Consider the following 24983-nt stretch of genomic DNA (forward strand, 5'->3'; position numbering starts at 1 on the left):
CGCTATGCCATGGTCGAGTGGTCGGCCTCCAATTCGCCGGTCTCCGGCAAGGATTCGATCTGGATCGGCTGCGCCGAGCGCGATGGCGAGACCATCACCCTCCTCGAGAGCGTCAATCCGCGCACCCGCGACGAGGCGATGCACATCGTCGAGGGCCTGATCCGGGCGTCGATCGAGGAGGGCAAGCGGCTTCTCATCGGCTTCGACTTTCCCTTCGGCTACCCCCGCGGCGCGGCCGCCGCGATCGGCGGCAGAGCTGACTGGCAGGCGCTGTGGGCGGCGATTTCGGGGCTCGTTCGCGACCGGCCGGACAATGCTTCCAACCGTTTCGAGGTCGGCGGCAAGCTGAACCGCGAGGCGCTGGCGGACAACCCGATGTTCTGGGGACGACCGCCGCATCTCGTCATCGCGGGCCTCTCCGACAAGAAGCCCGATCCCTATCCGACAGCCCTGCCGGAAAAGCGCCTCTGCGAGAAACGGCTGCCGAAATCGCAGCCGGTGTGGAAGCTCGCCTTCGCCGGCAGCGTGGGCAGCCAGTCGCTGCTCGGCTTTTCCCGCCTGGAGGCGCTGCGCGGCGACGAGTCGCTCTCCGGCAAGATCGCCGTCTGGCCGTTCGAGACCGGCTTTGCCGACGATCTCTCCGCTCCTTGCGTCATCGCCGAGATCTACCCCTCGCTCTTCCCGGTCATGCTCGGCGATCGCACCTGCCTCGACCAGGCGCAGGTCGAGACGCTGGCCGAAGGTTTTGCCACCGCGGATGCGGAGGGAACGCTCGGCGCTTTTCTCGCCGGGCCCGAGGACCTCACGGCGGACGAGCGCGAGACAGTTCTGACCGAAGAAGGCTGGATCCTCGGCCTCGGCGGCCCGCAGGCCCCCTCGCCGGAGCTGCCGATGCCGGCGGTAGCGCGGCTGCCCGGCCTCGATTATCTCCGCGATCCCGCCGCCATCTATGCCGCGAGCTTTGCCGCCATCCAGGCCGAGGCGGACTTTTCCGCCATCGCCAAGGAAGCGCGCGATCTGGCCATCAGGCTGATCCACGCCTGCGGCATGACCGACCTTGCCGCCGACCTCGTCGTCTCTCCCGGCGCCGTCGCCGCCGGCCGGCGCGCCCTGCAGCAAGGCGCCAGAATCCTGTGTGATTCCGAAATGGTGGCGCATGGCATCATCCGGCGCACCCTGCCGGCGACGAACGAGATCATCTGCCGGCTGAACGATCCCGCCGTGGCGCCGCTCGCCGAGCGGCAGCGGACGACGCGCTCGGCCGCCCAGGTCGATCTCTGGGACGCGGACCTGCGCGGTGCCGTCGTCGCCATCGGCAACGCCCCGACGGCGCTGTTCCGCCTCCTGGAGCGGATCGATGCCGGCGCGCCAAAACCGGCGCTGATCATCGGCATGCCGGTCGGCTTCGTCGGCGCCGCCGAATCCAAGGCCGAGCTCGTCCGCGATTCGCGCGGCATCCCCTTCATCACCGTCACCGGACGGCGCGGCGGCAGCGCGCTCGCGGCCGCCGCCGTCAATGCCGTGGCCGCGGGCCTCGGCACCGGGTCATGACACCCTTCCTGACGGTCATCGGCGTCGGCGATGGCGGGCTCGCCACGCTGGCGCCCGAAGCGCGCAGGGCGCTGGAGGCGGCCGAGGTGATATTCGGCGGCGCGCGGCATCTGGCGATGCTGGCCGACTCCGATGAAGTGCCCTCCCGCAGCTCAGGAAACCCGGCCGGGCCGGGTGACGCCACAGGCGGCGATGCGACCGCGGTTCGGCGCCTTATCGCCTGGAAGAGCCCGTTTCGCGACTCGCTCGCGGATATCGCGGCCGAGCGCGCCCGGCGGGTCGCCATCCTTGCCAGCGGCGACCCGTCCTGGTTCGGCGTCGCCGGCACGCTATCGGCGAGCTACGGGCCGGACGAAATGCGCGTTCTGCCGTCGCCCTCGTCGTTCCAGCTCGCCGCCGCCCGCCTCGGCTGGCCGCTGGAATCCGTCGAATGCCTGACCGTGCACGGACGGCCTCTGGCCGCCGTGCAGCCCTTCATCCAGCCAGGCGCGCGGCTGCTGGTCTTGTCGGAAGGGGCGGCGACACCCGCGGCGCTCGCCGCGCTGTTGACCGATCGCGGTTATGCCGAAAGCCGAACGACCGTGCTCGAGCATCTCGGCGGTGCGGCCGAGCGCGTTCGGGCGACCACCGCCGGGAGCTTCGATCTCCACGACATCGCCGCGCTGAATCTCGTCGCCATCGACTGCGTCGCATCGCCGGGCGCCAGGCTGCTGCCGACCGTCCCCGGCCTTCCGGACGAGGCTTTTGCCCACGACGGCAAGATGACGAAGCGCGTCGCCCGGGCGCTGGCCATCGCCGCGCTCGCGCCTTTTCCCGGCGCCGTCCTCTGGGATGTCGGCGCCGGCAGCGGTTCGGTCGCGGTCGAGTTCATGCGCGCCGCGCATGGAACCCGGTCCGTCGCCTTCGAGCCGCTGGCCGAACGCCGCGCGCTGATCGCGATCAACGCCGAGACGCTCGGCACGCCGGGTCTCCAGATCGTCGAAGGCCGTGCGCCGGAAAGCCTCGACGCCGTTCCGGGCGCGCCGGATGCCGTCTTTATCGGCGGCGGCCTGTCGGAGGACGTGTTCGCGCCGGCGCTCGCCCGGCTGAAACCCGGCGGGCGCCTCGTCGCCCATGCGGTGACGCTGGAATCGGAGCGCCTGCTGATCGACCTGCATGCCGCCCATGGCGGCGAACTCCTGCGTCTTTCCGTCGACCGGGCCGAGAAGGTCGGGCCGTTCCGCGGCTGGCGGCCGGCCATGCCCGTGGTGCATTTCGCGATGACAAAGCCCCATGCTGTGACCGGTGGGCCCGGAGACGCGCCATGACCGGCACGCTGTATGGGCTCGGCGTCGGCCCCGGCGATCCCGAGCTGATCACGCTGAAGGCTTGGCGCATCCTGCGCGCCGCGCCGGTGATCGCCTTTCCCGCACCCGATACCGGTCCGAGCTTTGCCCGGGCGATCGTCGCCGGCCATCTGCCCGGCGGGCAGGAGGAGATCGCGATCGTCATCCCGATGCGGGTCGAGCGCTTTCCCGGCCAGGCGATCTACGACGACGCGGCTGCAAAGATCGCCGCGCGCCTCGATGCCGGCCAGGACGTCGTGGTGCTGTGCGAGGGAGATCCCTTTTTCTACGGCTCCTTCATGTATCTGTTCGAGCGCCTGTCGCCACTCTATCCCACCGAGATTGTCCCCGGCATCGCCTCGGTGACGGCCGCCGCAGCCGCGCTCGGCCGGCCGCTCGCCGCCCGCAACGACGTCCTGACGATTATTCCCGGACCGCTCGACGACGCTGCCATCGCCGCGCGCATCGCCGGCGCGGAAGGCTTTGCGATCATGAAGCTCGGCCGGCATTTTGCGCGCGTGAGGGCGCTCCTGGAAACGCTGGGGCTGACGGACGCCTGCGCCTATTGCGAACGCGTCTCGCTACCCGAACAGCGCGTCCTGCCATTGGCCGAAGCCGGCGGAGAGGCGCCGTACTTTTCCATGATCCTCGGCTATCGCGGCGCGGAGGCGGCGATCCGTGGCCGCTCAGTCGCGAGCCGGTCGGTCCCCTTTCCGGAAAGCTCCGCATGACCCCGGCGATCATCATCCTCTCGCCAGCCGCCTTGCCGCTGGCCGAGCGTATCCGCGACGCTCTCGGCGGCGAGATCCATGGGGCGAGCGCGAGGGTCGCGGCCGCAGACCTGCGCTTCGCCGAGGCCGGCCCGCATCTCAGGGCGCTCTTCACCGAGGGCCGGCCGGTCGTCGCGGTAATGGCGGCAGGCGCGGTGATCCGTCTTCTGGCACCGGTTCTCTCCGACAAATCAGCCGAACCGCCGGTGCTCGCCGTCGCGGACGACGGCTCGGTCGTCGTGCCGCTGCTCGGCGGCCATCACGGCGCCAACGATCTCGCCCGCCGGCTTGCCGGAGCGCTTGGCGCCGTGGCGGCGGTGACGACGGCCGGCGACCTGCGCTTCGGCGTCGCGCTGGACGCGCCGCCGCCGGGCTGGCGCCTCGACCCCGCTTGCGATGCCAAGGCGGTGATGGCTGAGCTCGTCGCTGGCGCCTCCGCGCGGCTCGACGGCCGGGCAGAGTGGCTTGAAACGTCGCGCCTGCCGCTGCCTTCGGCCGGTACGGACGCCGGGTCGGGCGCCGGCGATGACTCCGCTGCGACCGCCGTAACGCTGACCGTGACCGACCTCGCGCGGGCGCCCGAAAGCCTCGAACTCCTCTATCGCCCGGCGACGCTGGCGCTCGGCCTCGGCGCCGAGCGCCACGCACCCGCCGAAGAGGCGATTGCGCTGGCGACGAGCGTTCTGGCGGAAGCCGGCGTCTCGCCGCTCTCGCTCGCTGGCGTCTTCTCGCTCGACCTCAAGGCGGACGAGCCGGCCGTCCACGCCGTTGCCGCGCATTTCGGCGTACCGGCGCGCTTCTTCGATGCCGCTCGGCTGGAGGCTGAAGCGCCGCGCCTGAAGAACCCGTCGGACGTGGTCTTTGCCGAAACCGGCTGTCATGGCGTCGCGGAAGGCGCAGCCCTTGCCGCCACCGGGCCTTCGGGCGAACTCCTCGTCGCCAAGCGCAAGGGCGCCCGCACCACCGCGGCGCTGGCGCGGGCGCCGGTGCCGATCGGCATAACGGCCAAGGGCAGGGCGCGCGGCACGCTCTACGTCGTCGGCATCGGGCCGGGCGGGGCGGAGTGGCGCTCGCCGGAGGTCAGCCGGATGATCGCCGAGTCCACCGACCTCGTCGGCTATTCGCTTTATCTCGACCTCCTGGGGCCCCTCGCCGAGGGCAAGGCGCGGCACGATTTCGACCTCGGCGCCGAGGAAAAGCGGGTGCGCCACGCGATGGAACTGGCCGGCGAGGGCCGGACAGTTGCCCTCGTCTGTTCCGGCGACGCCGGCATCTACGCCATGGCGACGCTGGTCTTCGAACTCCTGGATTCGGACGGCATCGGCCCCGCGGCGCGGCGCATCGAGATCGCCGTCTCCCCCGGCATTTCGGCCCTCCAGGCCGCCGCTGCCCGCGCCGGCGCGCCGCTCGGCCACGATTTCTGCACCATCTCGCTGTCCGACCTTCTGACTCCCTGGCCCGACATCCAGCGCCGCATCACGGCAGCCGCGGAGGGCGACTTCGTCATCGCCTTCTACAACCCCGTGTCGAAACGCCGCCGGACCCAGCTCGCTTTCGCCAGGGACCGCCTGCTCGAACACCGCCCAGCCGACACGCCGGTGATCCTCGCCACCAATCTCGGCCGCGCCGGCGAGACGGTGCGCATCGTCGAGCTCGCCGCGCTCGACGTGGATGACGTCGACATGCTGACCGTGGTGATCGTCGGCTCGTCCGAGACGCGGGTTGTAACGACCGGCGACGGGCGACGCTGGGCGTTCACGCCGCGCGGCTATTCCGGCAAAGCGGGGACGGGGATGCGGCAGACTTCTTGATGGCAACACCGCCATATGCTATTTTTGACATATGGCAGCGTTGCTTTTGATCAATCGCAAGATCGTCCGCACCGACGGATCCATCATTCAGGTCCGGGTCTGGCAGCTGCCACAGCCATCGACGGAGCGGCCGCATGGGCTGAAGTATTCGTTGTTTTACGGTCGCGCGGGCCAGCGCCTGGTCGGGTACGACAACGAAACGGGGAAGGGCGATCACCGGCACTATGGTGACCGCGAGGAGGCTTATGTGTTCACGTCCCTGGAACGGCTGATCGATGATTTCGAGGTCGATGTGGAGAAGGAGTTGACGAAATGAGCGAAATTACCTTGCACGTCACCGATCGACACAGATTTTTCTCCGAGGTGCGGGAATTGGCGGCCGCGCTCGATCGCGGCGAGAGGACGCCCGCCGTGCCGCAGCTGCATTTCGAGCGGGCGGAAACCTTGTTGAGAGTGTTGACGCCCAACCGCTGGGTTCTGCTGCGCCAGTTGCGCAGATCCGGCCCCGGGTCGATCCGGGCTCTGGCCGCCAGCCTTGGGCGCGACTATCGCGGCGTCCATGCCGACGTGACCGCACTGCTGGACCTCGGCCTGATCCTGCGCGATGCCGCCGGCAAGGTCAGCGTGCCCTGGTCGCGCATCACTGCCGAGTTGACATTGGAAGATGCCGCATGACAGTCCACTTCATCGGCGCCGGCCCCGGCGCACCCGATCTCATCACCGTGCGCGGCCTCCGGCTGATCGAGGCCTGCCCGGTCTGTCTCTATGCCGGTTCGCTGGTGCCCGAAGCGGTGGTCGCCGCCGCCCCGGAGGGCGCGCGCGTGCTCGACACCGCGCCGATGACGCTCGACGAGATCATCGCCGAGATGGCGGCGGCGCATGACAAGGGCCTCGATGTCGCGCGCGTGCATTCCGGCGATCCCTCGCTCTATGGCGCGACGGCCGAGCAGATGCGAAGGCTCAAAGCCCTCGGCATTCCCTACGACGTGACGCCCGGCGTTCCGGCCTTCGCGGCGGCCGCGGCGGCGCTCGCGACCGAGCTGACCGTGCCGGAACTCTGCCAGACGGTGATCCTCACGCGCACGGCGATGAAGTCGTCGTCCATGCCCGCCGGCGAGGAACTCTCGACGCTCGGCCAGAGCGGCGCGACGCTCGCCATCCATCTGTCGATCCGCAACATTCCGCACATTCAGCGCGAACTGGAGCCGCTCGATAAATATGGACCGGACTGCCCTGCCATCATCGCCTACCGCGTCGGCTGGCCGGACGAGGCCTTCATTCACGGCACGCTCGCCGATATCCATGGCAAGGCACGCGCCGCCAAGCTGACGCGGACGGCGCTGATCTTCGTCGGCCGGGCGCTGGGGGCGACCGACTTCATCGATTCCAAACTCTACGATGCCGCGCAGGTGCACCTTCTCCGGCCGAAGCGGAAGGCCGGGGCGTGACCCGCTACGCGGCGAGCCAGTCCATCACCGCTGCGACATCTCCGACGATCGGCGGCGCGGGCGGCACGGCGCGCTGGATCATCACCACGGGCAGGCCGAGCCGCCGCGCCGCCTCGACCTTGGCATATGACGCGGCCCCGCCGGAGTTGCGGCAGACGAGATGGGTGACGCCGAGCCGGGTCAGGAGGGCCGCCTCGACCTGCCAGTCGGAATCCGGCTTACCAAGGATAACCTCGGCCGGAAAAGGCAGATCGTCCGACGCGTCGACCATGCGAAGGACGGGCGCAAGGTCTGGCCGGGCGGCAAAGGGCGCCAGATGCTGCCGCCCGAGCGCAAGGAACGGCCGCGCGCCCGCGGGAAGCGCGTCGCGGGCGGCGGCGAGGCAGTCCGCGGCGATCCAGCGGTCGCCCTCAATCGCCTCCCAGGCCGGACGGACCAGCGCGATCCGCGGCACGCCCGTCAGCGCGGCGGCTTTTTCCGCGTTCCTCGACATGCCGACGGCGAAGGGATGCGTCGCGTCGACAAGCCGCGTGACGCTTTCGGCGCAGACATATTCCGCCAGCCCCATCGACCCGCCAAAACCGCCGATGCGGCTTTCCCCGGGCGATGGCGCCAGCGCTTTCGTGCGCCCGGCGAGCGAAACGATGAGGCGGTCGGCGGGCCGCTCGAGCGCGATGCGCCGGGCGAGTGCGGCAGCTTCGGCGGTGCCGCCGAGGACCAGGATGGTCTCAGCCGGCACGGGCGATCACGCTCCCGGCGCGGTCGACGACGATCACCTCGGCGGCGATGTCGGCCCCCCGCAGCGTTGCCGTGATGGTTGCCAGCGCGGTTCGTGCGACCGCGTCGGCGAGATCGATGCCGCCGGCGGCGCAGAGGTCGAGCACGGCCTTCGCCGTATTGGCGCCGAGGATTTCAGGTCCGAGCGTCCTGGCGCGATCCGGGTCGAGGCTGGCGGCGAGGCCGTGCAGGAAGGCGAAATCCACCTGGCTGCGGCCGGAATGCAGGTCGAGCGAGCCGGCGGCGAGCTTCGTCAGCTTGGCAAAGCCGCCGGCAATGGTCAGCCGTGGCACCGGATGGACGCGCAGGTATTTGAGCAGGCCGCCGGCGAAGTCGCCCATGTCGAGGAAGGCGATCTCCGGCAGGCCGGGATAGAGTGCCCGCGCCGCGTCCTCGCTACTGGAGCCCGTGGCACCGACGACATGGCCGAGCGAGGCGCCGCGCGCGACGTCGATGCCGCGGTGGATCGAATGGATCCAGGCCGCGCAGGAGAAGGGGTGGACGATCCCCGTCGTGCCGAGGATCGACAGGCCGCCGACGATGCCGAGCCGCGGATTCCAGGTCTTCTGCGCCAGCGCTTCGCCTCCGGTCACGCCGATCTCGATCTCGATATCGGCGGAGCGGTCATGGGTAGCGCAGAGCGCCTCGACGACGGCGCGCATCAGGGCGCGCGGCACCGGATTGATCGCCGGCTCGCCGGGCGGGATCGGCAGGCCGACGAGGGTGACCATGCCCACCCCCTGACCGGCCTGGAAACGAATGCCGGAATCCGGCTTACCAAATCGGACCGTCGCGACGATCTCGGCGAGATGGGTGACGTCGGGATCGTCGCCGGCGTCCTTGATGATCGAGGCCATCGCCGTCTCGAGGCCGAGCGACTGACGGGCCAGGGCGAAGGCCGGCGTCTCGCCCTTCGGCAGGGTGATTTCGACGGGATCGGGAAAGTCGCCGGTGAGGAGCGCCGTCAGCGCCGCCTTCGTCGCGGCGGTGGCGCAGGCGCCCGTCGTCCAGCCGCGGCGCAGCGCCAGGGCGGGCGCGGCGCTGTCGTCTTTCGTCGGGCGGCGGTCGGATTCCATGCCTCGTCTATAGGGCGGCACCGCCCCGCGCGAAAGCCGGGGCGGTGCGCGATGGCGCCGCGCAGGGCGACAAGGGCGAGGGCGTCACGAACGCCGACGGCGCCGGCGCGGGCAGCACGCCTCCCGCGCCGGGAGGCGGCGGCGCGAAGGCCGCTGCCCCGGCGGGCGGCGGCAGAGCTTCGGCCGGCCGTTCCGGCGGGGCCTCCTGCGCCGATTGTAGGATGCAGGCGCGCATGGGCCTCTTGATCGCTGCGCCGTCCTCGGGGGCCGGCAAGACCAGCGTGACCCTCGGCCTGCTCCGGGCCTTTCGCCGTCGCGGCGTCGCCATGGCCTCGGCCAAGGCCGGCCCCGACTATATCGACCCGGCCTTCCACGCCGCGGCCGGGGGCCGGGCTTGCGTCAATCTCGACCCCTTCGCGATGCGGCCGGACCTGCTGCGGTCCCTGGCGGCGGCGGCGGTCGCTCCCGACGGCAGCGCGGACGACGGGGCGGCCTGCGGCGCAGCCGGCGCGGTGGCCGGTGCGGAGGGTCTGGTGGTCGAGGGCATGATGGGCCTCTTCGATGGCGCCGCCGACGGCACCGGATCCTCGGCCGATCTCGCCGCGCTTCTCGGGCTTTCCGTCGTGCTCGTGGTCGACTGCGCCAAGCAGTCGCATTCCGTCGCCGCCTTGCTGCGCGGCTTTCGCGATCATCGCGCCGACATGGCGCTCGCCGGCGTGATCTTGAACCGCGTCGGCAGCGCCCGGCACGCGGGCATGCTGGAGCAGGCGATCGCGCCGCTCGGCCTTCCCGTACTCGGCGTACTGCCGGCCGATCCGGGCCTCAGCCTGCCCGAGCGCCATCTCGGCCTCGTCCAGGCGATGGAACACGCCGATCTCGAGGGCTTTCTCGGCCGTGCCGCCGACTGGGTTTCGGCGGGTCTCGATCTCTCGGCGATCCGCGCTCTCGCCCGTCTCCGCGCGGCGGACGCGGCGGGCCCGTCGGTGCCGGTGCTCGCGCCTTTCGGCCAGCGCATCGCCATCGCGCGCGACGCGGCCTTCGCCTTCGCCTATCCGCATCTCGTTGGGGGATGGCGCGAGGCCGGGGCGTCGCTCTCCTTCTTCTCGCCGCTGGCCGACGAGGCCCCGGACGCCGATGCCGATGCGGTCTACCTGCCGGGCGGCTATCCCGAACTGCATGCCGGCAGGCTCGCCAGCGCGACGCGCTTTACCGCGGGCATCCGCGCCGCCGCCGTTCGTGGCGCCGCGGTCTATGGCGAGTGCGGCGGCTACATGGTTCTGGGCGAGGCGCTGGAGGACGCGCATGGGACGCGCCATGCCATGCTGGGCCTGCTGCCGCTGACGACGAGCTTTGCCACGCGCAGGCGCCATCTCGGCTACCGCCGGGCCGAGATGGCCGGCTTTCCCTGGGAGGGGGCGATCACGGCGCACGAGTTCCACTATGCCAGCATCGTCGGCGAAGGCGCTGCCGAACCGCTGCTGCGCGCCAGGGATGCCGCCGGCACGGATCTCGGCCTGATGGGGCTTCGGGTCGGCCGCGTCGGCGGCTCCTTCCTGCACGTGATCGACCGGGCATGAACGGTTTCGCGATGTCGGTAACGTTCCGATCTCCCTCCTTGAGGGGGAGATGGCCGGCAGGCCAGAGGGGGGTGAGCCAGCGCCAGGGTGGGCAGGCTGCCCCGGAGATGCAGCCCTCGCGCTCTGGAGGATTGGCGAGAGACAGCTGCAACGGCGCAGGAATCGGCAGATGCGGACGCCGCACCCCCCTCTGCCCTGCCGGGCATCTCCCCCTCAAGGAGGGAGATCGGCTGGATGGCGGCCGTCGTTCGTCGTTGGCGGTGCGGGATGCGGATCGCCTTGCGTGCCGAGAGACGTCGCCATGACCACCCATTTTCTCGCCCTTCTCCTCGGCACGCTCCTCGACCGGATCGTCGGCGATCCCGACTGGCTCTGGCGGCGCTTTCCGCATCCTGTCGTGTGGATCGGCCAGGCGATCGGCTGGATGGACCGGCGGTTCAACCGCGAAGACCTCTCCTTCGCCGCGCGGCGCCGCAACGGCATCGTTGCGATGCTGGTGCTGCTCGCCGGCGCGGTAGTGGCCGGCCTCGTGCTGCATGCCCTCTTCACCCGCCTTGGCGTGGCGGGAACAGTGCTCGAGGCCGTCGTCGTCGGCATCCTTCTGGCACAGAAGAGCATGGCCGAGCATGTCCGCCGGGTGGTCGAGGCGCTGTCGTCCGGCGGGCTCGCGGCGGGCCGCTCCGCGGTCTCGATGATCGTCGGACGCGATCCCGACCAGCTGGACGAGGCCGGCGTCTGCCGGGCGGCGATCGAGAGCCTTGCCGAAAACGCTTCCGACGGCATCGTCGCGCCCTGGCTATTCTATCTCGTCTTCGGCCTGCCGGGCCTTCTCGCCTACAAGGTGCTGAACACGGCGGACTCGATGATCGGCCATATGAGCGAGCGGCACCGCGCCTTCGGCCGGGCGGCGGCGCGGCTCGACGACCTGGCCAACCTCGTACCGGCACGGCTGAACGCTTTCGCCTTTGCGGCACTCGCCCCGACGCTGCCGGGTTCGCGTGGCTTCGCCTACGCCTGGGCCATCGCCCGCCGCGATGCCGGGCTGCACCGCTCGCCGAATGCAGGCTGGCCGGAGGCGGCGGCGGCGGCCGCGCTCGGCCTCGCCTTCGGTGGCCCGCGGCGCTACGGCGCGCTGGTGGTGGACGCGCCGCTGCTGCATGGCGAAGGACGCCTCGAGGCGACGCCCGCCGACATCGTCCGTTCGATCACGCTCCTGCGGCGACTGTCGAACCTCCTGATCGCCGTGGCGCTGCTGCTCTTCCTCCTCAGCCTGGCGTCCTGATTCCCCCGACCTTTCCGCGAAGGGGCATCGCAGGCTCCTCAACCGAGGGCGAGGGCGAGCCCGAGGAGCGCGGCGATCTCGGTGATCTGCTGCGCGGCGCCGACACAGTCGCCGGTCTGGCCGCCGAGCCGGCGGACGAGAAATTTCCGGAACTGGCCAAGGACGAGGAGCCCCGCGAGAAGCGGCAGCACGGCGCCCGCAAGCCCAGCGATGATCGCGCCGGCAATGACGAGCAGGGTGGCGCCGATGAAGGCGGCGATCCGGCCGGACCGGGCACTGGGCTGTCCGACGCGGGCGGCGACGCCGCTGTCCCTTGCACTGGGCAGGCTCGACCACAGCCAGGCCATGGCACCGCGGCTTGCGGCAGCGGCCGCCAGGAGCGCCAGCGCCGCCTGCCCCGTGCCGGTGGCGACGATATCGGCGAGAAGCGATGCGCGCAGCATGAGCGACAGGACGAGGGCCAGCGCGCCATAGGCGCCGATGCGGCTGTCCTTCATGATCTCCAGCGCTCGGTCCTTGGGATGATGCCCGCCAAGTCCGTCGGCGACGTCGGACAGGCCATCCTCGTGCAGCCCGCCGGTGACGGCGACGAGAAGCGCGATGGCGAGGATGGCGATGGTCGATGGCGACAGCCCGAACGCACCGAAAAGAAGCACGGCGAGAGCCGATGGCAAGGCCGCGACGAGGCCCGCCAAGGGAAAGGCGTGCGCGTCGCTCCCGAGCGGGTGAACGCCGGAAAAGGCGCGCGAGACCGGCGGCAGCCGGGTGAGGAAGGCGAGCGAGCGGAGCGTGGCGGCAAGGATGTCGGGCATGAGCCTGTGATAGCCCGCCGCCGGCCCATCGTCACGCGCGCCAATGCTCGCTGTCTCCCGCCGACGCATCGCAATGCCCCTGCGGCGATGCGTCGGCGGGCGAACTGTACAGGAGCGCACGCGCTCTCTAGAGAAAGGCCTTGTCCGCCAACCCGGCCCGTCCCGGGCGAAAGAGATCCCGATGTCCGCTACCGGCCTTCCCTTCGACGATATCCGCGCCCTCGTCCGGCAGATGCCGGGGCCCGACGTCGCCGCCGTGCGCGCCAAGCGCGAGCGCGAGGCGCAGCTGACCAAGCCCGCCGGCTCGCTCGGCCGGCTCGAGGAGATCTCCGAATGGCTGGCCGCCTGGCAGGGGCGCGCCCCGGCGGTGACGCGGCCGCTGGTGGCGATCTTCGCCGGCAATCACGGCGTGGCACAGAAGGGCGTCTCGGCCTTTCCGCCCGAGGTGACGATGCAGATGGTGACGAACTTCGCCGCCGGCGGGGCCGCGATCAACCAGATCTGCGCGGCCTACGATCTCGGCCTGAAGATCTTCGACCTGGCGCTGGAAGTGCCGACGGAGGATTTCTCGGAAACGGCGGCGATGGACGAGCGCACCTGCGCGGCGACCATGGCCTTCGGCATGGAATGCCTGATGGGCGAGCCCGACCTCCTGTGCATCGGCGAGATGGGCATCGGCAACACCACGGTCGCCGCCGCGATCTTCGCCGCCTTGTTCAAGGGCGAGACGGCCGACTGGGTCGGCCCCGGCACCGGCCACGGGCCGGAGGGCATGGCGCTGAAGACGCGGATCATCGACCAGGGCCTTGCGCTGCACGCCGCCCATCTCGGCGATCCGCTGGAGGTGCTGCGCCGGCTCGGCGGCCGCGAGATCGCGGCGATGGCCGGGGCGATCCTTGCCGCCCGCCTGCAGCGCGTACCGGTGATCGTCGACGGCTATGTCGCCACCGCCGCCGCCGCCATCCTCTGGTCGATCGACGCGCGGGCGCTCGACCATTGCCTCTTCGGCCATGTCTCGGCCGAGCCCGGCCATCTCGCCGCGCTTGAAGCCATGGACAAGGTGCCGCTTTTGGCGCTGGGCATGCGGCTCGGCGAAGGCACCGGCGCGGCGCTGGCCGCGGGCATCGTCAAGGCTGCGGCAGCCTGCCATTCGGATATGGCGACCTTCGCCGCGGCCGGCGTGTCCGACAGGCATTGAGGTGTCAAGCGTTTCGGGCGATTCTCCGAATTCGCCTGAAAACCCTCGGCCCTGGTTGACCGCCGGATAGCACGAGGAATCCGGACCCCATTTTTCGTCGGCGCCCCAGGCCCTCCGTCGTCCCGTCGGTCGGCAGATGGGCTCGGGATAGGCGGGCGGCAACCGTCCTCGTGCCGGGGGCGCAGGGCAAAGCCTTGAAAATGGGGTCGCATTTCGACCACTGGCGGCCGTTTCTCTCGATCCTGAGCGATCTTCGGCACAGTTTCTTCAGATTGTTGACGATAAATGGAGCGTCTGACAGCGGAAGGTCGAGTCCATGGCTAGCAGTTTCTCCAGACGGCGCGTCCTTTCGCTCGTCGCCGGTGCAACAGTGCTTACCGCTTCCATCAGGGCAGAGGCCGCACTGACGACCCCGAAGGCCGCGCCCGTGTTGAGGATCGGTGGCCACATCACCGAGCACAACGAAGGCGACGAGGCCGTCTTCGACATGGCCGGCCTCGAGGCCCTGGGGACGCGGAGCTTTGCCACTTCGACCCCCTGGACGGACGGCGTGGCGACCTGGGAGGGCGTTCTCCTCGCCGACCTGATGGATGCTGTCGGCGCGTCCGGCACGACGATCCGCGCCACAGCCCTCAACGACTACGTCGCCGACGTGCCGATGCGGGGCCTGCGCGAAGAGGGTGCCATCCTTGCGATGCGGCGCGACGGGCGGCCGATGCCCATCAGCAACAAGGGACCTCTCTTCATCCTCTATCCCTTCGACGACAATCGGGACCTGCAGCAGCAGTCCGTCTACATGCGCTGTGCCTGGCAAATCGCGCGGCTCGATATCCTGTGATGGACCGGGTGCGGGCGCTGGCGCGCACGGCAAGACGCGAATACCGCTGGGAACCGCTTCTCCTCGGAACGACGGCTGTCCTCGGCCTGTCCGCAGCGGCGCTGCTCTTCTTCAGCGCCCAGTACATGAAGCGCATCTCGATGTCCCCGGAGAACAACGTCATCTATGAGGTGATGACGACCTATCCGGAACTGACGCGTCTGCAGGCGACGGTCGCCACCCGCTTCCTACCCGGCAGCACCGTTTCCGACCAGGATGTGGCATTGCGTTTTGCCATCGTCGAGAATCGCATGCAGGTCCTCGGCACGGAGTCCTCGCGCCGGCTGCGCCAGGACGGCGCCGAGGCGTCGGTGCTGATCGAGCGGATGCGCAGCGCCGTCGCGTCCGTGGCCCCGCAGATGGCGGCGTTGCGGGACCCGGCCGATGCTGTGGCCGTCCTGAAGGTCTTCGAGCCCCTGAACGTCCATGCGACACGGCTGGCGGCGCTCACCACGTCGGCCGCGGCGACGCGGATCGCCGACAGCGAGCAGAAACTCATCGACATCTACTGGCTGTTGCTGGCGGAAATCCTCGGTCTTCTGACCTGCGGCGTCATCCTCATCGTACTCCTGCAGCGCACGCGCAAGAAGGCAGAGGACAGTGCCGCCAGCGATTTCCTGACAGGCCTGCCGAACCGGATGAGCTTCAACACGGTGCTGTCGGCCGAGTTCGACAAAGGTGAGCCGAAGGACACGCTGGCCGTGGTCATGTTCGACCTCGACCTCTTCAAGAACGTCAACGACACGCTGGGCCATGCGGCCGGTGACAGCCTGCTGCGTCTGGTCGCCGAGCGGCTGTCTCCGCTCCTGACGGATGCGTGCCTGTTTGCCCGCCTCAGCGGCGACGAGTTCGCCGCGATCTTCCGCTCGCCACAGGCCGAGGTGCTCTCCCAGGTCGCGGCACGCCAGCTTCGCCTTGCCTTTGCAGCGCCCTTCCAGATCGCCGAGACCCGCGTCCAGTGCTCGGCCAGCATCGGCATCGCCGTCTGCGGCGAAGACGACGTCACGCCCGAGGACCTCCTGAAGAACGCCGATCTGGCGCTCTATGCCGTCAAGGACGACCGCCGCGGCGACATCCGGATGTACCATCCCCAGATGAAGGAAGCCTACCTCGCGCGGCAGAACCTCTCCAAGGACCTGGAGATGGCGCTCTTCAAGGACGAATTCGAGCTGAACTTCCAGCCAGTCGTCTCGCTGGCGACCGGTCTCACCTGCAGTCTCGAGGCCCTCATCCGCTGGCGCCATCCGGTGCGGGGAATGGTATCGCCGGCAGACTTCATCCCGATCGCCGAGGAGTCGGCGATGATCCTGCCGATCGGTCGCTGGGTCATCGGCGAGGCCTGTGCGGCGGCATCCGGGTGGCCCGAGACCATCGGCATCGGCGTCAACCTCTCGGCCCGCCAGTTCGTCGATCCGGAGCTCGGCCCGTCGATCGTCGATGCCCTGAGCCGGCATGGCCTGGAGCCGAGCCGGCTGACGCTGGAGATCACCGAGACCGCGCTGATCCAGAACGACCACACGGTCGTCGGGATCCTGAATGCGCTGCGCGAGATCGGCGTCAAGATTTCACTCGACGATTTCGGCACGGGCTATGCCTCGCTGAGCTACCTCACGCGGTTTCCGTTCGACACGATCAAGATCGATCAGTCCTTCGTCCGGGGCTCGCCTCAGCATGGGAACAGCGGGACGATCGTCGAGGCGATCTGCGACCTGGCCGACAAGCTCGGCATGTCGACCGTTGCCGAGGGCATCGAGACAGAGCAGCAACTGGCCATGGTCCGCGCCGCCGGCTGCCGCTATGGCCAGGGCTATCTGTTTGCTCGCCCGATGACGGCGGCCCAATGCGCCGCGCGACTTTGCGCCGAGAGGCTGCGACACGTCTCGTCGGGCAAGACGCCCGGCAACGAGGGCCACGCCGCTCCCGGACTCTGCCGGTAACCCTGACATCGGGAAGGGGGTGGCGGCAGTCCCGTCGCGGCAATCGTGTCCGCCGGGGCCACGACACTGCTACCGGCGCGGCGCAGTTCAGATTTCGGGTTCGCGCGGCTGCTTGGGATAGGTGATGAAGAACGTCCACAGCGAGTAGATGAAGACGGCAAGGGTCAGAATCACCCAGAGCTGATCGCCGTGCCACAATTCCACACCGCACCAGATGCCTGTCACGACGACGATCGCGATGCGGCGCCAGAGCGGTCGGAAGAACGGGTGATCCTGGTTGCTGGTCATCGCGCGCCTTCTTTCTGTGTTGTCGGGAATTTATCTAAAGCCTCGATGGCCGGCGGGCCAGCCTGTCCCCGCGACAGGCGAAACGTCTCTCCAGCGTCGACCAAGCGCAGTCGCCGCACGCCAAGCCTTTGCCGGAGGCGGAGCGCTCCCTTCCTGAAGCGGGCTCTTCCCTTGATTTCGTGTCCGTTTCCCTGACAGTGCGGCGGGATATTCGAATGGGAGAGTGACATGGACGAGATCGGGCACTTCATCGACGGCGTGCGGGTGGCGGGAACCACCAGCCGCACCGCCGACATCTTCAATCCGGCGACCGGTCAGGTGACGGCGAAGCTCGCGCTGGCCGACGCGTCGCAACTGCAGCGGGCCGTCGATGCCGCCAAGGCGGCGCAGCCGGCCTGGGCCGCGACCAATCCGCAGCGGCGTGCGCGCGTCTTCATGAAGTTTGTCGCGCTCCTCAACGAGAACATGCAGGAACTGGCCGAAATGCTCTCGGCCGAGCATGGCAAGACGGTCGAGGATTCCAAAGGTGACATCGTCCGCGGTCTGGAGGTCTGCGAGTTCGTCATCGGCATCCCGCATCTGATGAAAAGCGAGTTCACCGAGGGCGCCGGCCCCGGCATCGACATGTATTCGATCCGCCAGCCGGTCGGCATCGGCGCCGGCATCACGCCGTTCAACTTTCCGGCGATGATCCCGATGTGGATGTTCGCCCCCGCGGTCGCCTGCGGCAACGCCTTCATCCTGAAGCCGTCGGAGCGAGACCCTTCGGTGCCGATGCGGCTGGCCGAACTGATGATGGAGGCGGGGCTGCCGAAGGGCATCCTGCAGGTCGTCAACGGCGACAAGGAGACCGTCGACAACATCCTGCAGCATCCGGACATCTCGGCGATCTCCTTCGTCGGTTCGACGCCGATCGCGGCGTACGTCTATGCCGAGGCGACGAAGAACGGCAAGCGCGCCCAGACCTTTGGCGGCGCCAAGAACCACATGATCATCATGCCCGACGCCGATCTCGACCAGGCCGTCGACGCCTTGATCGGCGCTGGCTACGGCTCGGCCGGCGAGCGCTGCATGGCGATCTCGGTGGCGGTGCCGGTCGGTGAAGAGACCGCCGACGCGCTGATCGCCAAGCTCATCCCGAAAGTCGAATCGCTGAAGATCGGTCCGGCGACGGATCTTTCGGCCGACTACGGCCCTGTTGTCACCAAGGCGGCGCAGCAGAAGATCCTCGGCCTGATCGAAAAGGGCGTCGAGGAAGGCGCCGAGTTGAAGGTCGATGGCCGCGGTTTCTCGATGCAGGGCTATGAAGACGGCTTCTTCGTCGGCTCCTGCCTGTTCGACCACGTCACCCCCGACATGGAGATCTACCGCCAAGAAATCTTCGGCCCGGTGCTCTCGGTCGTGCGCGCGAAAAACTACGAGGAGGCGATCGACCTGCCGATGCGCCATGAATACGGCAATGGCGTCGCCATCTACACCCGAGACGGCGATGCCGCGCGCGACTTTGCCAGCCGCATCAACATCGGCATGATCGGCATCAACGTGCCGATCCCGACGCCGCTCGCCTATCACTCCTTCGGCGGCTGGAAGCGCTCTTCCTTCGGCGACCTCAACCAGCACGGCCCGGACTCGATCAGGTTCTGGACGCGGGTGAAGACGGTGACCAGCCGTTGGCCTTCCGGCATCAAGGCCGGTGCGGAATTCTCGATGCCGGTGATGAAGTAGCCCGTCCCATGCCGGAAGTGAAAACGGGCGCCCGCGAGGGCGCCCGTTTTCACCCACAAGGTGGTTTGCCGCCCTTCGAGGGCAAGTCCAAGCCCTGAGCGTCGCGCGCCGTCGGGCCGATCGTCACCATCGCGCGGCGCGGCCTACACGTCGGACCGCACCGTCTGTGGGGGCAGGGCAGGTGATCTCTCGCCGCGCGCCGTGGAAAGCACCCCTGCAGCCGGTGACGTCCTTTGGACGGCGGCCTTGCGCCACCAGTCCAGGGCGTTGCCGAGCGCGAACAGGATCGCCAGACCCAGAGCGAGCAGCAAAGTGTCGAACCACGGCGACGGATCCCGGCCGATTCGGATGATCTGGCAGGCCAGCGAAAGCACAGTGCCGACGGCGAAGATCGGCAGCGAATGCCGTCCGATCACCGCCAGCGGGTTTTTCGGCGATATGGTGCTCAGCGGCGAAGAGCGGGGAGCCTGCGCGAACACGTAGACGACCGCCAGGAGATGCATGAGGCGGGGTAGGGTGACATAGGTCTTGTCGAAATCGCCTATCAGGAAGGGCAGGCCAAGCGGCTGGTCGAACCCCCAGAACTCGAATCGGACGCAGGCGAACGACACGAGGAGATAGAACAGGGCCGCTCCGTAGATCCACGGATTGTAGGCCACCGCATAGCCCCGCTGCCACTTCGCCAGCCCACAGTAGAGCCCGGCCGCGAACAGCACCTGCCAGGCGAGCGGGTTGAAGAACCAGCCACCCTCCTGCGGGTAGGTCGGTAGATCGAGACGCAGGACGCCTGTGACGATCCAGAAGGCGACCGAGAGCCCGAGCATCGCGCCGCGACCGAAAAGAGCCGCAACGAGCAGCATCACCGGCATCATCAGCAGGATCACCGAATACATCGGCAGGATGTTCACGTAGCCGATCTGGAGGCCGAGCGTGGCGATGCCGAGAAGTGCCTGGATCGGATTCGACATCAGCATCTCGATGCCGAGTTGCTGCATTAGGTTGCCATGACCGAAGGCGAGTGTTGCCCAGGCGAAGATGCCGATGGCGGCCATCGTCAGGGTGATGTGGACGAGATAGAGGACGCCCGCCCGGCGCACCGACTTCAGGCTGGCGACGAGCCGGCCGCCGGCCAGGAAGGGCTTTCCGTAGGCGAAGGCCGAGGCAAAGCCCGCCAGGAACACGAAGAGCTCGGCCGCGTCGGAGAAGCCGAAGTTACGGCTGGTGAAATTTTCCCAGAGGGTCCCCGGGACGTGGTTGACGAAGATCATCGCCAACGCGATTCCGCGATAGAAGTCGACGCGGTGATCGCGTCCGCCAGCGGAAATTTGGGTTGTTTGCAGGCTCATCGGTCGGTTTACCGGAATAAAGGGTCAGGCCGTCGGCGCGGCGAGGCTCGTGCTGTGCACCTGTACGGTGTCCGGAGCGTGGCCGACGAGGATGGGCTCCAGCCGACGCCGCCAGGCTTCCGATGCCTTGATGACAGGTTCCGGCGCCAGCTCGAAAGGCGTCGCGAACAGACCGTACTGCCGCGCGACGTCGCCGAGTTTCGGATGCCCTGAGAGGCTGATCAGGATCGGCGAGAGCATCAGCGGCACGGCGATCGGGCAGACCCAGAGAAAGAGGTTCGGCGAGTAGACGAAGGTCGAGACGAGGAGCGCTGTCCCCGCGATGACCATGTACCAGCTCGATTGGAACGCCTCGGAGAGCGGCAGGCTGCCGTCCTCGCGCTCGGTGGCGGGCCAGCCGCTGTCGGCGCCGACGAGGATTTCGGCGACGGCCTTCGACTGGAACATCATCATGATCGGCGCAAGGATGCTCGTCATGGCAAGTTCCGCCGTGGCGCCTGCCAGGACCTGGAGGGCGCCGCCGAACGAGCGGCGCCGACGCCCGAAGGCCGTGGAAAACGCGATCAGCGTCTTTGGCAGGAGAAGCAGCAGGAAGATGCCGAGGAGGAGGAGGAGCGCCTTGCCCGTTTCCGGCGTCGGGAAGACCGGGAAGAGGGAGTCGGCCGGAAAATAGTTCGGGTCGGCCGCAATGATCGGATCGAGCAGGCTGACGATCAGGAACATCAGCCAGATTGGCGAAGCCACATAAGCCATGATTCCGCAGACGAGCGCGATGCGGCTCCAGAGGTTCAGCTGCGGCGCCGCGATCAGACGACCGTGCTGAAGGTTGCCCTGACACCAGCGCCGGTCGCGCTTGGCATATTCGATGAGGTTCGAGGGCGCCTCCTCGTAGGAGCCCTCGAGATCCGGATCGAGGCGCACGCGATAGCCGCCCCGCGCGAGAAGCGCCGCCTCGACGAAGTCGTGGCTGAGGATATGGCCGCCGAAAGGTGCCTTGCCCGGCAGGGACGGAAGGCCGCAGCACGCGGCGAAGGCGCGGACGCGGATGATCGCGTTGTGTCCCCAGAACGGCCCCTCGCGGCCCTGAAGCGCGGCAATGCCGCGCGAGAAGACGGGTGAATAGATCGCGGCGGAAAACTGCAGCGCGCGGCCGAACAGGGTGCGGCGGCCGATGATGAGGGGCTGGGTCTGCAGGAGGCCGAGCTCGGGATCCGCGTCCATGCGGGCGACCATCTCAAGAATGGTCTGCGGCCGCATGAGGCTGTCGGCGTCGAGCACGAGCATGTAATCGTAGGCGCCACCGCTGGTGGTGACGAAGTCCGCCACGTTGCCGGCCTTGCGGCCGATATTCTTCGTGCGGTTGCGATAGTAGAGATGGCCGGCCACTTCGAGCTCGGCCGCCAGGACAAAGGTCGCCCGGCGTTCCGCCTCGACGAATTCGGCTTTGGTAGAGTCGCTGAGGATATGGAAGTCGAATGTTTCGAACCGATCGATGGCGCGCAACCCCTCCATCATTGCCGCGACTCGGGCAAAGACGGCTTGAGGATCCTCGTTGTAGACGGGGATGAGGATGGCTGTCCGCGACGCGCTCTGTGGCAGCAGGGTTATCGGCTTCGGCCGCTCCGAGCGTCCGGCGAGAATTCCGGTGACGGCGGTGTTGAAGCCCCAAGCGAGCCAGAGGCAGCAGATCGTCAAGAGGCTGACCTGCAGGACCTGAAGGCGGCTGGTTCCGCTGGCGGTTACGATGATCGCAAACAGAGCTCCCGCCAGAAGCGCCAGAAGCAGGGCGGCAAGGCTGAAGACGATGCGTTTGAGTCCGACCAATCAGATAACCCGCCTGAACATCATCGACCGCCCCGGGCCCATTCCCTCGGTCGTCTCAATCTGCAATCTGCACGAAACGCTCCGGTCCGCCCGGGAAAGGGCGGACTAGAGCGCCGCAACGTCAACCAAATCGATTCGTATCACCGTCCGAAAGAAACGAAGCGCAACCAGGACGAACTGCCTTGCACATCATTCGCGGGCGCCTCACGAAGAATAGCCTGTATCGGCATCGTCAGCGGCACTCTCGGGGCCGGCAGGACGAGACGCCGCATGAAGGCGACGGCCACGCGCCGCCCGTCCAGCGCAGCCTTCAGCACACCCGGCGCATGCTCGGGATTTCTGCCCTCGAAGCGCAGCCGCTCCGCAATGGCTTCAACCATGGCCTTGCTGCCGAGATCCGGCCGGCCGACAAGCATTCCGGGCGTGCTCGGCGATACGGTCGTCCGTGGGAGCGCCGTGATGGCGTCATCCGCAGAAAGACCGGGGCGTTCGCCCATTCGAATGGCCTCGCTCATCATATCGTACCCGTCCACTGATAGAGCCACGTTTCGCTTACAATGCGCTGCAGCATGGAAAGTTTCGCCCGAAGTTCCGCCGGGGCAGAATTCGTCTTCTCCAGTTCCATGGACAATCGCCAGCCGCCATCCGGCAAACGGTCGAGGGCGCTGTGGATCAGCCTGGCATTGTCAGGAACCTCGATGATGGAATCGAGCTGGGCACCGGCAGGCAGGTTGTTGATGGTTCCGCCGCTGAAATTGATGGCAAACCGCCGGGACGAGGCTGGCGCTTCGTCCGCCGGATTGCCGCCGACGCCGGTGAATGTGTCTTCCACCCAGGCGAGACCGCTCGGCGATTCCACGGACTGGCCCCAGCGCATGCGGTAGCGGAACTCGTACTGGCTTCCCGCCGCTGGCTGCATTTCGGGGACCCAGAAGGCGACGATGTTGTCGTTCGTCTCCGACCGGGTCGGGATCTCGACCAGTTCGATCATGCCGTTGCCCCAGTCTCCGAGCGGCTCGATCATCAGCGATGGGCGCAGCTCGAAGCGCGACTCGACATCCTCGTAGTGCGAGAAGTCGCGATCGCGCTGAAGCAGGCCAAAGGCCGTCGGCGAGACTTCCTTGAAGTAGGAGAGGGCGAGTTCCTCGGGATTGCGCAGGGGACGCCAGAGTCTCTCGCCGTTCTTGCGGTGGATCGCCAACCCGTCATTGTCGTGCACCTCCGGACGAAAATCGTCGCGGCCGCGCCGGTCGTTCTCGCCGAAGGTGAACATCGAGGTCAGCGGCGCGACGCCCAGCCGTTCGACGCTATTGCGGAAGGACAGCCGCGCCGTGACCTCGATCAGCGTCTGGGGACCCGGGGTCACCGTGAAGGCGTAGGCGCCGGTAAGGCTCGGGCTGTCGAGTTCGGCGAACAGGCGGATGGTGCCGCTGCCGGGCGTCGGCCGAACGATGTAGAAGGCACTGAAGCGCGGAAACTCCTCGGCGGTGGCGGTCGCCGTGTTGATCGCGAGGCCGCGTGCCGACAGACCGTAACGGTTGCCGGTTCCAAGCGCCCGGAAATAGCTGGCGCCGAGGAAGGTGACGAGTTCGTCGAAGACATCCGGTCGTTCGAGCGGGTAGTGCAGGCGAAAGCCCGCGACGCCGGAAAGCTCGATCCCCTGGAAGGCTGTCGGATCGAGCGGCGGTCGGTACTCGAAATCGGCGCCGGTGAAACCCTTCAGCTCGAAGCGCTTGCCGTCGCCGATGAAGATGCGCGTGGTCTCCCGCACCAGCCCGCCGGGATAGAAGGCCTGCAGCTGGAAATCGGAGGGATCGCCGGCAAAGAGCGCGCGATCGGGCCGGAAGCGGATGGCGCGATACTCGTCGTAGCTGAGATTGGCGAGGGCCTCGGGTAACTGCACCGCGCTGTCGTTGTAGGGCGTCGCGGCGCGATCGCGCATCATCTTCGAAAACGTCTCGAAATCGAAGTTCTCGACGACGCCGGGAACCGTTTCGGGCGCGACGGGCGCCGCAGGTTCGGAAGGGGGTGTCTGCGCGGCCGCGGGCCATCCAGCCGATGCCACGGCCATGGCAGCGGCACCGAGTTTCAGAGCAGCGCGTCGGGAATGCAGGAGTCTCTGTGTCACGTCTCAGGTTCTTCGCGTTGTGCGGCTGCTCACTGCCTTAGCATATGCACAATTGCATATACTGCATAGCAGCGTCAGGTGATTTGTCCCGCTTCCAGATGTCATGATCGAGCCTCATGACCAAAGCGTTGACAACGACGAACGGGATGCCGCTTTCTCACCTCAACCCGCTGTTTGAAGCCATAATATGGCCGGCTGCAGCGGTCGGGCGCGGCCTAGATCCGCGTGAACCGGTAGTGGCTGTCATGCCGGTAGGTCTCGCCGGGGCGAAGGCGCGTGGCGGGAAAGTTCGGTTGGTTCGGCGCGTCCGGCCAGCCCTGCGGCTCCAAAGCGATGGCGCCGTGGCGGCCGATGCCGCGACCATCGAGGCCGGGGATCGTGGCGTCGAATTTCGCGCCGTCATAGACCTGCAGCCCGGCCTCGCCGCTGGAAATCTCGAGCGCGACGCCGGCCTCCTCGCAAGACAGGCGGGCAATGGGGCGCGGCACTGTCTGTCGCCCTCCGTCGAGGCAGAAATTGTGATCCAGCATGGACGGGCCGTCGGCCAGCCTGCGGCCCATGCGGAAGTCGAACGGGGTGCCGGCGACCGCGGCGATCTCGCCGGTCGGGATCAATCCTGCATCGACGGGCAGGTAGGACGCGGCGGCGACGGTGAGATGGTGATCCTGCGTCGTCGGTTTGCCCGAGAGGTTGAAGTAGAGATGGGCGGTGAGGTTCATGACGCTCTCGCGCGAGACGCTGCCCTCATAGGCGATCTCGAGGATGCCGCCGTCCGCGAGGGCGAACGTCGCGGTGACATCGGCCCGTCCGGGATAGCCGTCCTCCCCCTCTGCGGCGGAAAGGGAAAGCACCGCTCGCGTCTCGGTCGCCTCGACCACCGACCAGTCGCGCGACCAGAAGCCCCCGACGCCGCCGTGGAGATGGTGTGGCGGCTCGTTGATGGAAAGGTCGTGGACCTCGTCCGCAACGATCAGGCGCCCGCTGGCGATCCGGTTGGCATGGCGGCCGATCGTGGCGCCGAGAAAGGGACGGTTGGCCGCACCGTAGACCGCCCGATCTTCGGCGCCGACGACGAGCGAATGGGGTACCCCCGGAATATGGAGGGAGCGGACGGAAGCGCCGGCGGTGAGGATTTCGACCGAGATCGAGTCCGACCGGAGCGTGATGATCTGGGGTTCGCTGTGCATAGCCGTGCTCCGTGCCGTCGCAGATGGGAGCACCTAGGCGATCC

Annotated in this window: 22 protein-coding genes; 13 read left to right on the forward strand and 9 right to left on the reverse strand. The window is 68.2% G+C overall.

Annotated elements, in window-relative coordinates:
* Positions 1–891 precede the first annotated feature (891 nt).
* From Sa4125_RS00645 to cobM, 7 genes are read left to right on the forward strand one after another with little or no spacing between them, the layout of a single operon-like run.
* Complete coding sequence (locus Sa4125_RS00645; protein ID WP_224007386.1) at positions 892–1551, forward strand: precorrin-8X methylmutase; 660 nt, start codon at positions 892–894, stop codon at positions 1549–1551.
* Entirely contained in the window at positions 1548–2858 is a 1311-nt protein-coding gene (gene cbiE, locus Sa4125_RS00650) for a precorrin-6y C5,15-methyltransferase (decarboxylating) subunit CbiE (RefSeq protein ID WP_224002614.1), read from the forward strand. Before Sa4125_RS00645 ends, cbiE begins: the two co-directional genes overlap by 4 nt.
* Positions 2855–3607: a precorrin-2 C(20)-methyltransferase gene (gene cobI / locus Sa4125_RS00655; RefSeq protein WP_224002616.1), complete on the forward strand. Its 753-nt coding sequence runs from the start codon at positions 2855–2857 to the stop codon at positions 3605–3607. Before cbiE ends, cobI begins: the two co-directional genes overlap by 4 nt.
* Positions 3604–5457: a precorrin-3B C(17)-methyltransferase gene (gene cobJ / locus Sa4125_RS00660; protein WP_224002618.1), complete on the forward strand. Its 1854-nt coding sequence runs from the start codon at positions 3604–3606 to the stop codon at positions 5455–5457. Before cobI ends, cobJ begins: the two co-directional genes overlap by 4 nt.
* A 31-nt stretch (positions 5458–5488) precedes the next feature.
* Positions 5489–5773, forward strand: coding sequence for a DUF6516 family protein (locus tag Sa4125_RS00665; RefSeq protein ID WP_224002620.1), 285 nt, complete (start codon positions 5489–5491; stop codon positions 5771–5773).
* Complete coding sequence (locus Sa4125_RS00670) at positions 5770–6132, forward strand: hypothetical protein (protein WP_224002622.1); 363 nt, start codon at positions 5770–5772, stop codon at positions 6130–6132. Before Sa4125_RS00665 ends, Sa4125_RS00670 begins: the two co-directional genes overlap by 4 nt.
* Positions 6129–6905 (forward strand): precorrin-4 C(11)-methyltransferase, encoded by a 777-nt coding sequence (cobM, locus tag Sa4125_RS00675; RefSeq protein WP_224002624.1) that lies wholly within the window; start codon positions 6129–6131, stop codon positions 6903–6905. Before Sa4125_RS00670 ends, cobM begins: the two co-directional genes overlap by 4 nt.
* Before the next feature lie 4 nt (positions 6906–6909).
* On the opposite strand, the gene Sa4125_RS00680 is transcribed toward cobM, so the two are convergent.
* Together Sa4125_RS00680 and Sa4125_RS00685 are read right to left on the reverse strand one after the other, a co-directional pair.
* On the reverse strand, positions 6910–7644 hold the full coding sequence (locus Sa4125_RS00680) for a cobalt-precorrin-6A reductase (RefSeq protein WP_224002631.1): 735 nt from the start codon (positions 7642–7644) through the stop codon (positions 6910–6912).
* Entirely contained in the window at positions 7634–8758 is a 1125-nt protein-coding gene (locus tag Sa4125_RS00685) for a cobalt-precorrin-5B (C(1))-methyltransferase (RefSeq protein WP_224002633.1), read from the reverse strand. The genes Sa4125_RS00680 and Sa4125_RS00685 overlap by 11 nt, the downstream gene beginning before the upstream one ends.
* 233 nt (positions 8759–8991) lie before the next feature.
* Between Sa4125_RS00685 and Sa4125_RS00690 the strand changes: the two genes are divergently transcribed.
* Together Sa4125_RS00690 and cbiB are read left to right on the forward strand one after the other, a co-directional pair.
* Entirely contained in the window at positions 8992–10335 is a 1344-nt protein-coding gene (locus tag Sa4125_RS00690; protein WP_224007388.1) for a cobyrinate a,c-diamide synthase, read from the forward strand.
* A 301-nt stretch (positions 10336–10636) separates the two neighbouring features.
* A complete protein-coding gene (gene cbiB / locus Sa4125_RS00695; RefSeq protein ID WP_224002643.1) occupies positions 10637–11617 on the forward strand; it encodes an adenosylcobinamide-phosphate synthase CbiB in 981 nt (326 codons plus the stop codon).
* A gap of 38 nt (positions 11618–11655) precedes the next feature.
* On the opposite strand, the gene cobS is transcribed toward cbiB, so the two are convergent.
* Positions 11656–12429 carry an adenosylcobinamide-GDP ribazoletransferase gene (gene cobS / locus Sa4125_RS00700; protein ID WP_224002646.1) on the reverse strand — a complete coding sequence of 258 codons (774 nt, stop codon included), beginning with the start codon at positions 12427–12429 and terminating at the stop codon, positions 11656–11658.
* A 181-nt stretch (positions 12430–12610) separates the two neighbouring features.
* Here cobS and cobT point away from each other — a divergent pair, with 181 nt between their 5' ends.
* The 3 genes from cobT (at position 12611) to Sa4125_RS00715 (ending at position 16441) form a co-directional block, all read left to right on the forward strand.
* Positions 12611–13627 carry a nicotinate-nucleotide--dimethylbenzimidazole phosphoribosyltransferase gene (gene cobT / locus Sa4125_RS00705; RefSeq protein WP_224002648.1) on the forward strand — a complete coding sequence of 339 codons (1017 nt, stop codon included), beginning with the start codon at positions 12611–12613 and terminating at the stop codon, positions 13625–13627.
* A gap of 316 nt (positions 13628–13943) precedes the next feature.
* Positions 13944–14465 carry a molybdopterin-dependent oxidoreductase gene (locus Sa4125_RS00710; RefSeq protein ID WP_224002650.1) on the forward strand — a complete coding sequence of 174 codons (522 nt, stop codon included), beginning with the start codon at positions 13944–13946 and terminating at the stop codon, positions 14463–14465.
* Positions 14465–16441: a bifunctional diguanylate cyclase/phosphodiesterase gene (locus Sa4125_RS00715; RefSeq protein WP_224002652.1), complete on the forward strand. Its 1977-nt coding sequence runs from the start codon at positions 14465–14467 to the stop codon at positions 16439–16441. Before Sa4125_RS00710 ends, Sa4125_RS00715 begins: the two co-directional genes overlap by 1 nt.
* An 87-nt stretch (positions 16442–16528) precedes the next feature.
* Here Sa4125_RS00715 and Sa4125_RS00720 read toward each other — a convergent pair whose 3' ends face one another.
* Positions 16529–16729 carry a DUF3329 domain-containing protein gene (locus Sa4125_RS00720; RefSeq protein ID WP_224002654.1) on the reverse strand — a complete coding sequence of 67 codons (201 nt, stop codon included), beginning with the start codon at positions 16727–16729 and terminating at the stop codon, positions 16529–16531.
* A 228-nt stretch (positions 16730–16957) separates the two neighbouring features.
* Here Sa4125_RS00720 and Sa4125_RS00725 point away from each other — a divergent pair, with 228 nt between their 5' ends.
* Positions 16958–18454, forward strand: a complete 1497-nt coding sequence (locus Sa4125_RS00725; protein ID WP_224002656.1) for a CoA-acylating methylmalonate-semialdehyde dehydrogenase — start codon at positions 16958–16960, stop codon at positions 18452–18454.
* A gap of 143 nt (positions 18455–18597) precedes the next feature.
* Here the strand turns inward: Sa4125_RS00725 and Sa4125_RS00730 are convergent, their stop codons facing one another.
* The 5 genes from Sa4125_RS00730 to Sa4125_RS00750 form a co-directional block, all read right to left on the reverse strand.
* Positions 18598–19800 carry an OpgC domain-containing protein gene (locus tag Sa4125_RS00730; RefSeq protein ID WP_224002658.1) on the reverse strand — a complete coding sequence of 401 codons (1203 nt, stop codon included), beginning with the start codon at positions 19798–19800 and terminating at the stop codon, positions 18598–18600.
* 24 nt (positions 19801–19824) lie between these two features.
* Complete coding sequence (gene mdoH / locus Sa4125_RS00735; protein ID WP_224002660.1) at positions 19825–21624, reverse strand: glucans biosynthesis glucosyltransferase MdoH; 1800 nt, start codon at positions 21622–21624, stop codon at positions 19825–19827.
* A gap of 140 nt (positions 21625–21764) precedes the next feature.
* The gene (locus tag Sa4125_RS00740) at positions 21765–22139 is read right to left on the reverse strand and encodes a hypothetical protein (RefSeq protein WP_224002662.1); all 375 of its coding nucleotides are present in this window, start codon (positions 22137–22139) and stop codon (positions 21765–21767) included.
* Entirely contained in the window at positions 22139–23752 is a 1614-nt protein-coding gene (locus Sa4125_RS00745) for a glucan biosynthesis protein G (RefSeq protein WP_224002664.1), read from the reverse strand. Before Sa4125_RS00745 ends, Sa4125_RS00740 begins: the two co-directional genes overlap by 1 nt.
* 215 nt (positions 23753–23967) lie before the next feature.
* Positions 23968–24939: an aldose epimerase family protein gene (locus Sa4125_RS00750; RefSeq protein ID WP_224002666.1), complete on the reverse strand. Its 972-nt coding sequence runs from the start codon at positions 24937–24939 to the stop codon at positions 23968–23970.
* Between the last annotated feature and the right edge of the window lie 44 nt (positions 24940–24983).

This window comes from Aureimonas sp. SA4125, from assembly GCF_019973775.1.
In the GTDB taxonomy this organism is placed as follows: domain Bacteria; phylum Pseudomonadota; class Alphaproteobacteria; order Rhizobiales; family Rhizobiaceae; genus Plantimonas.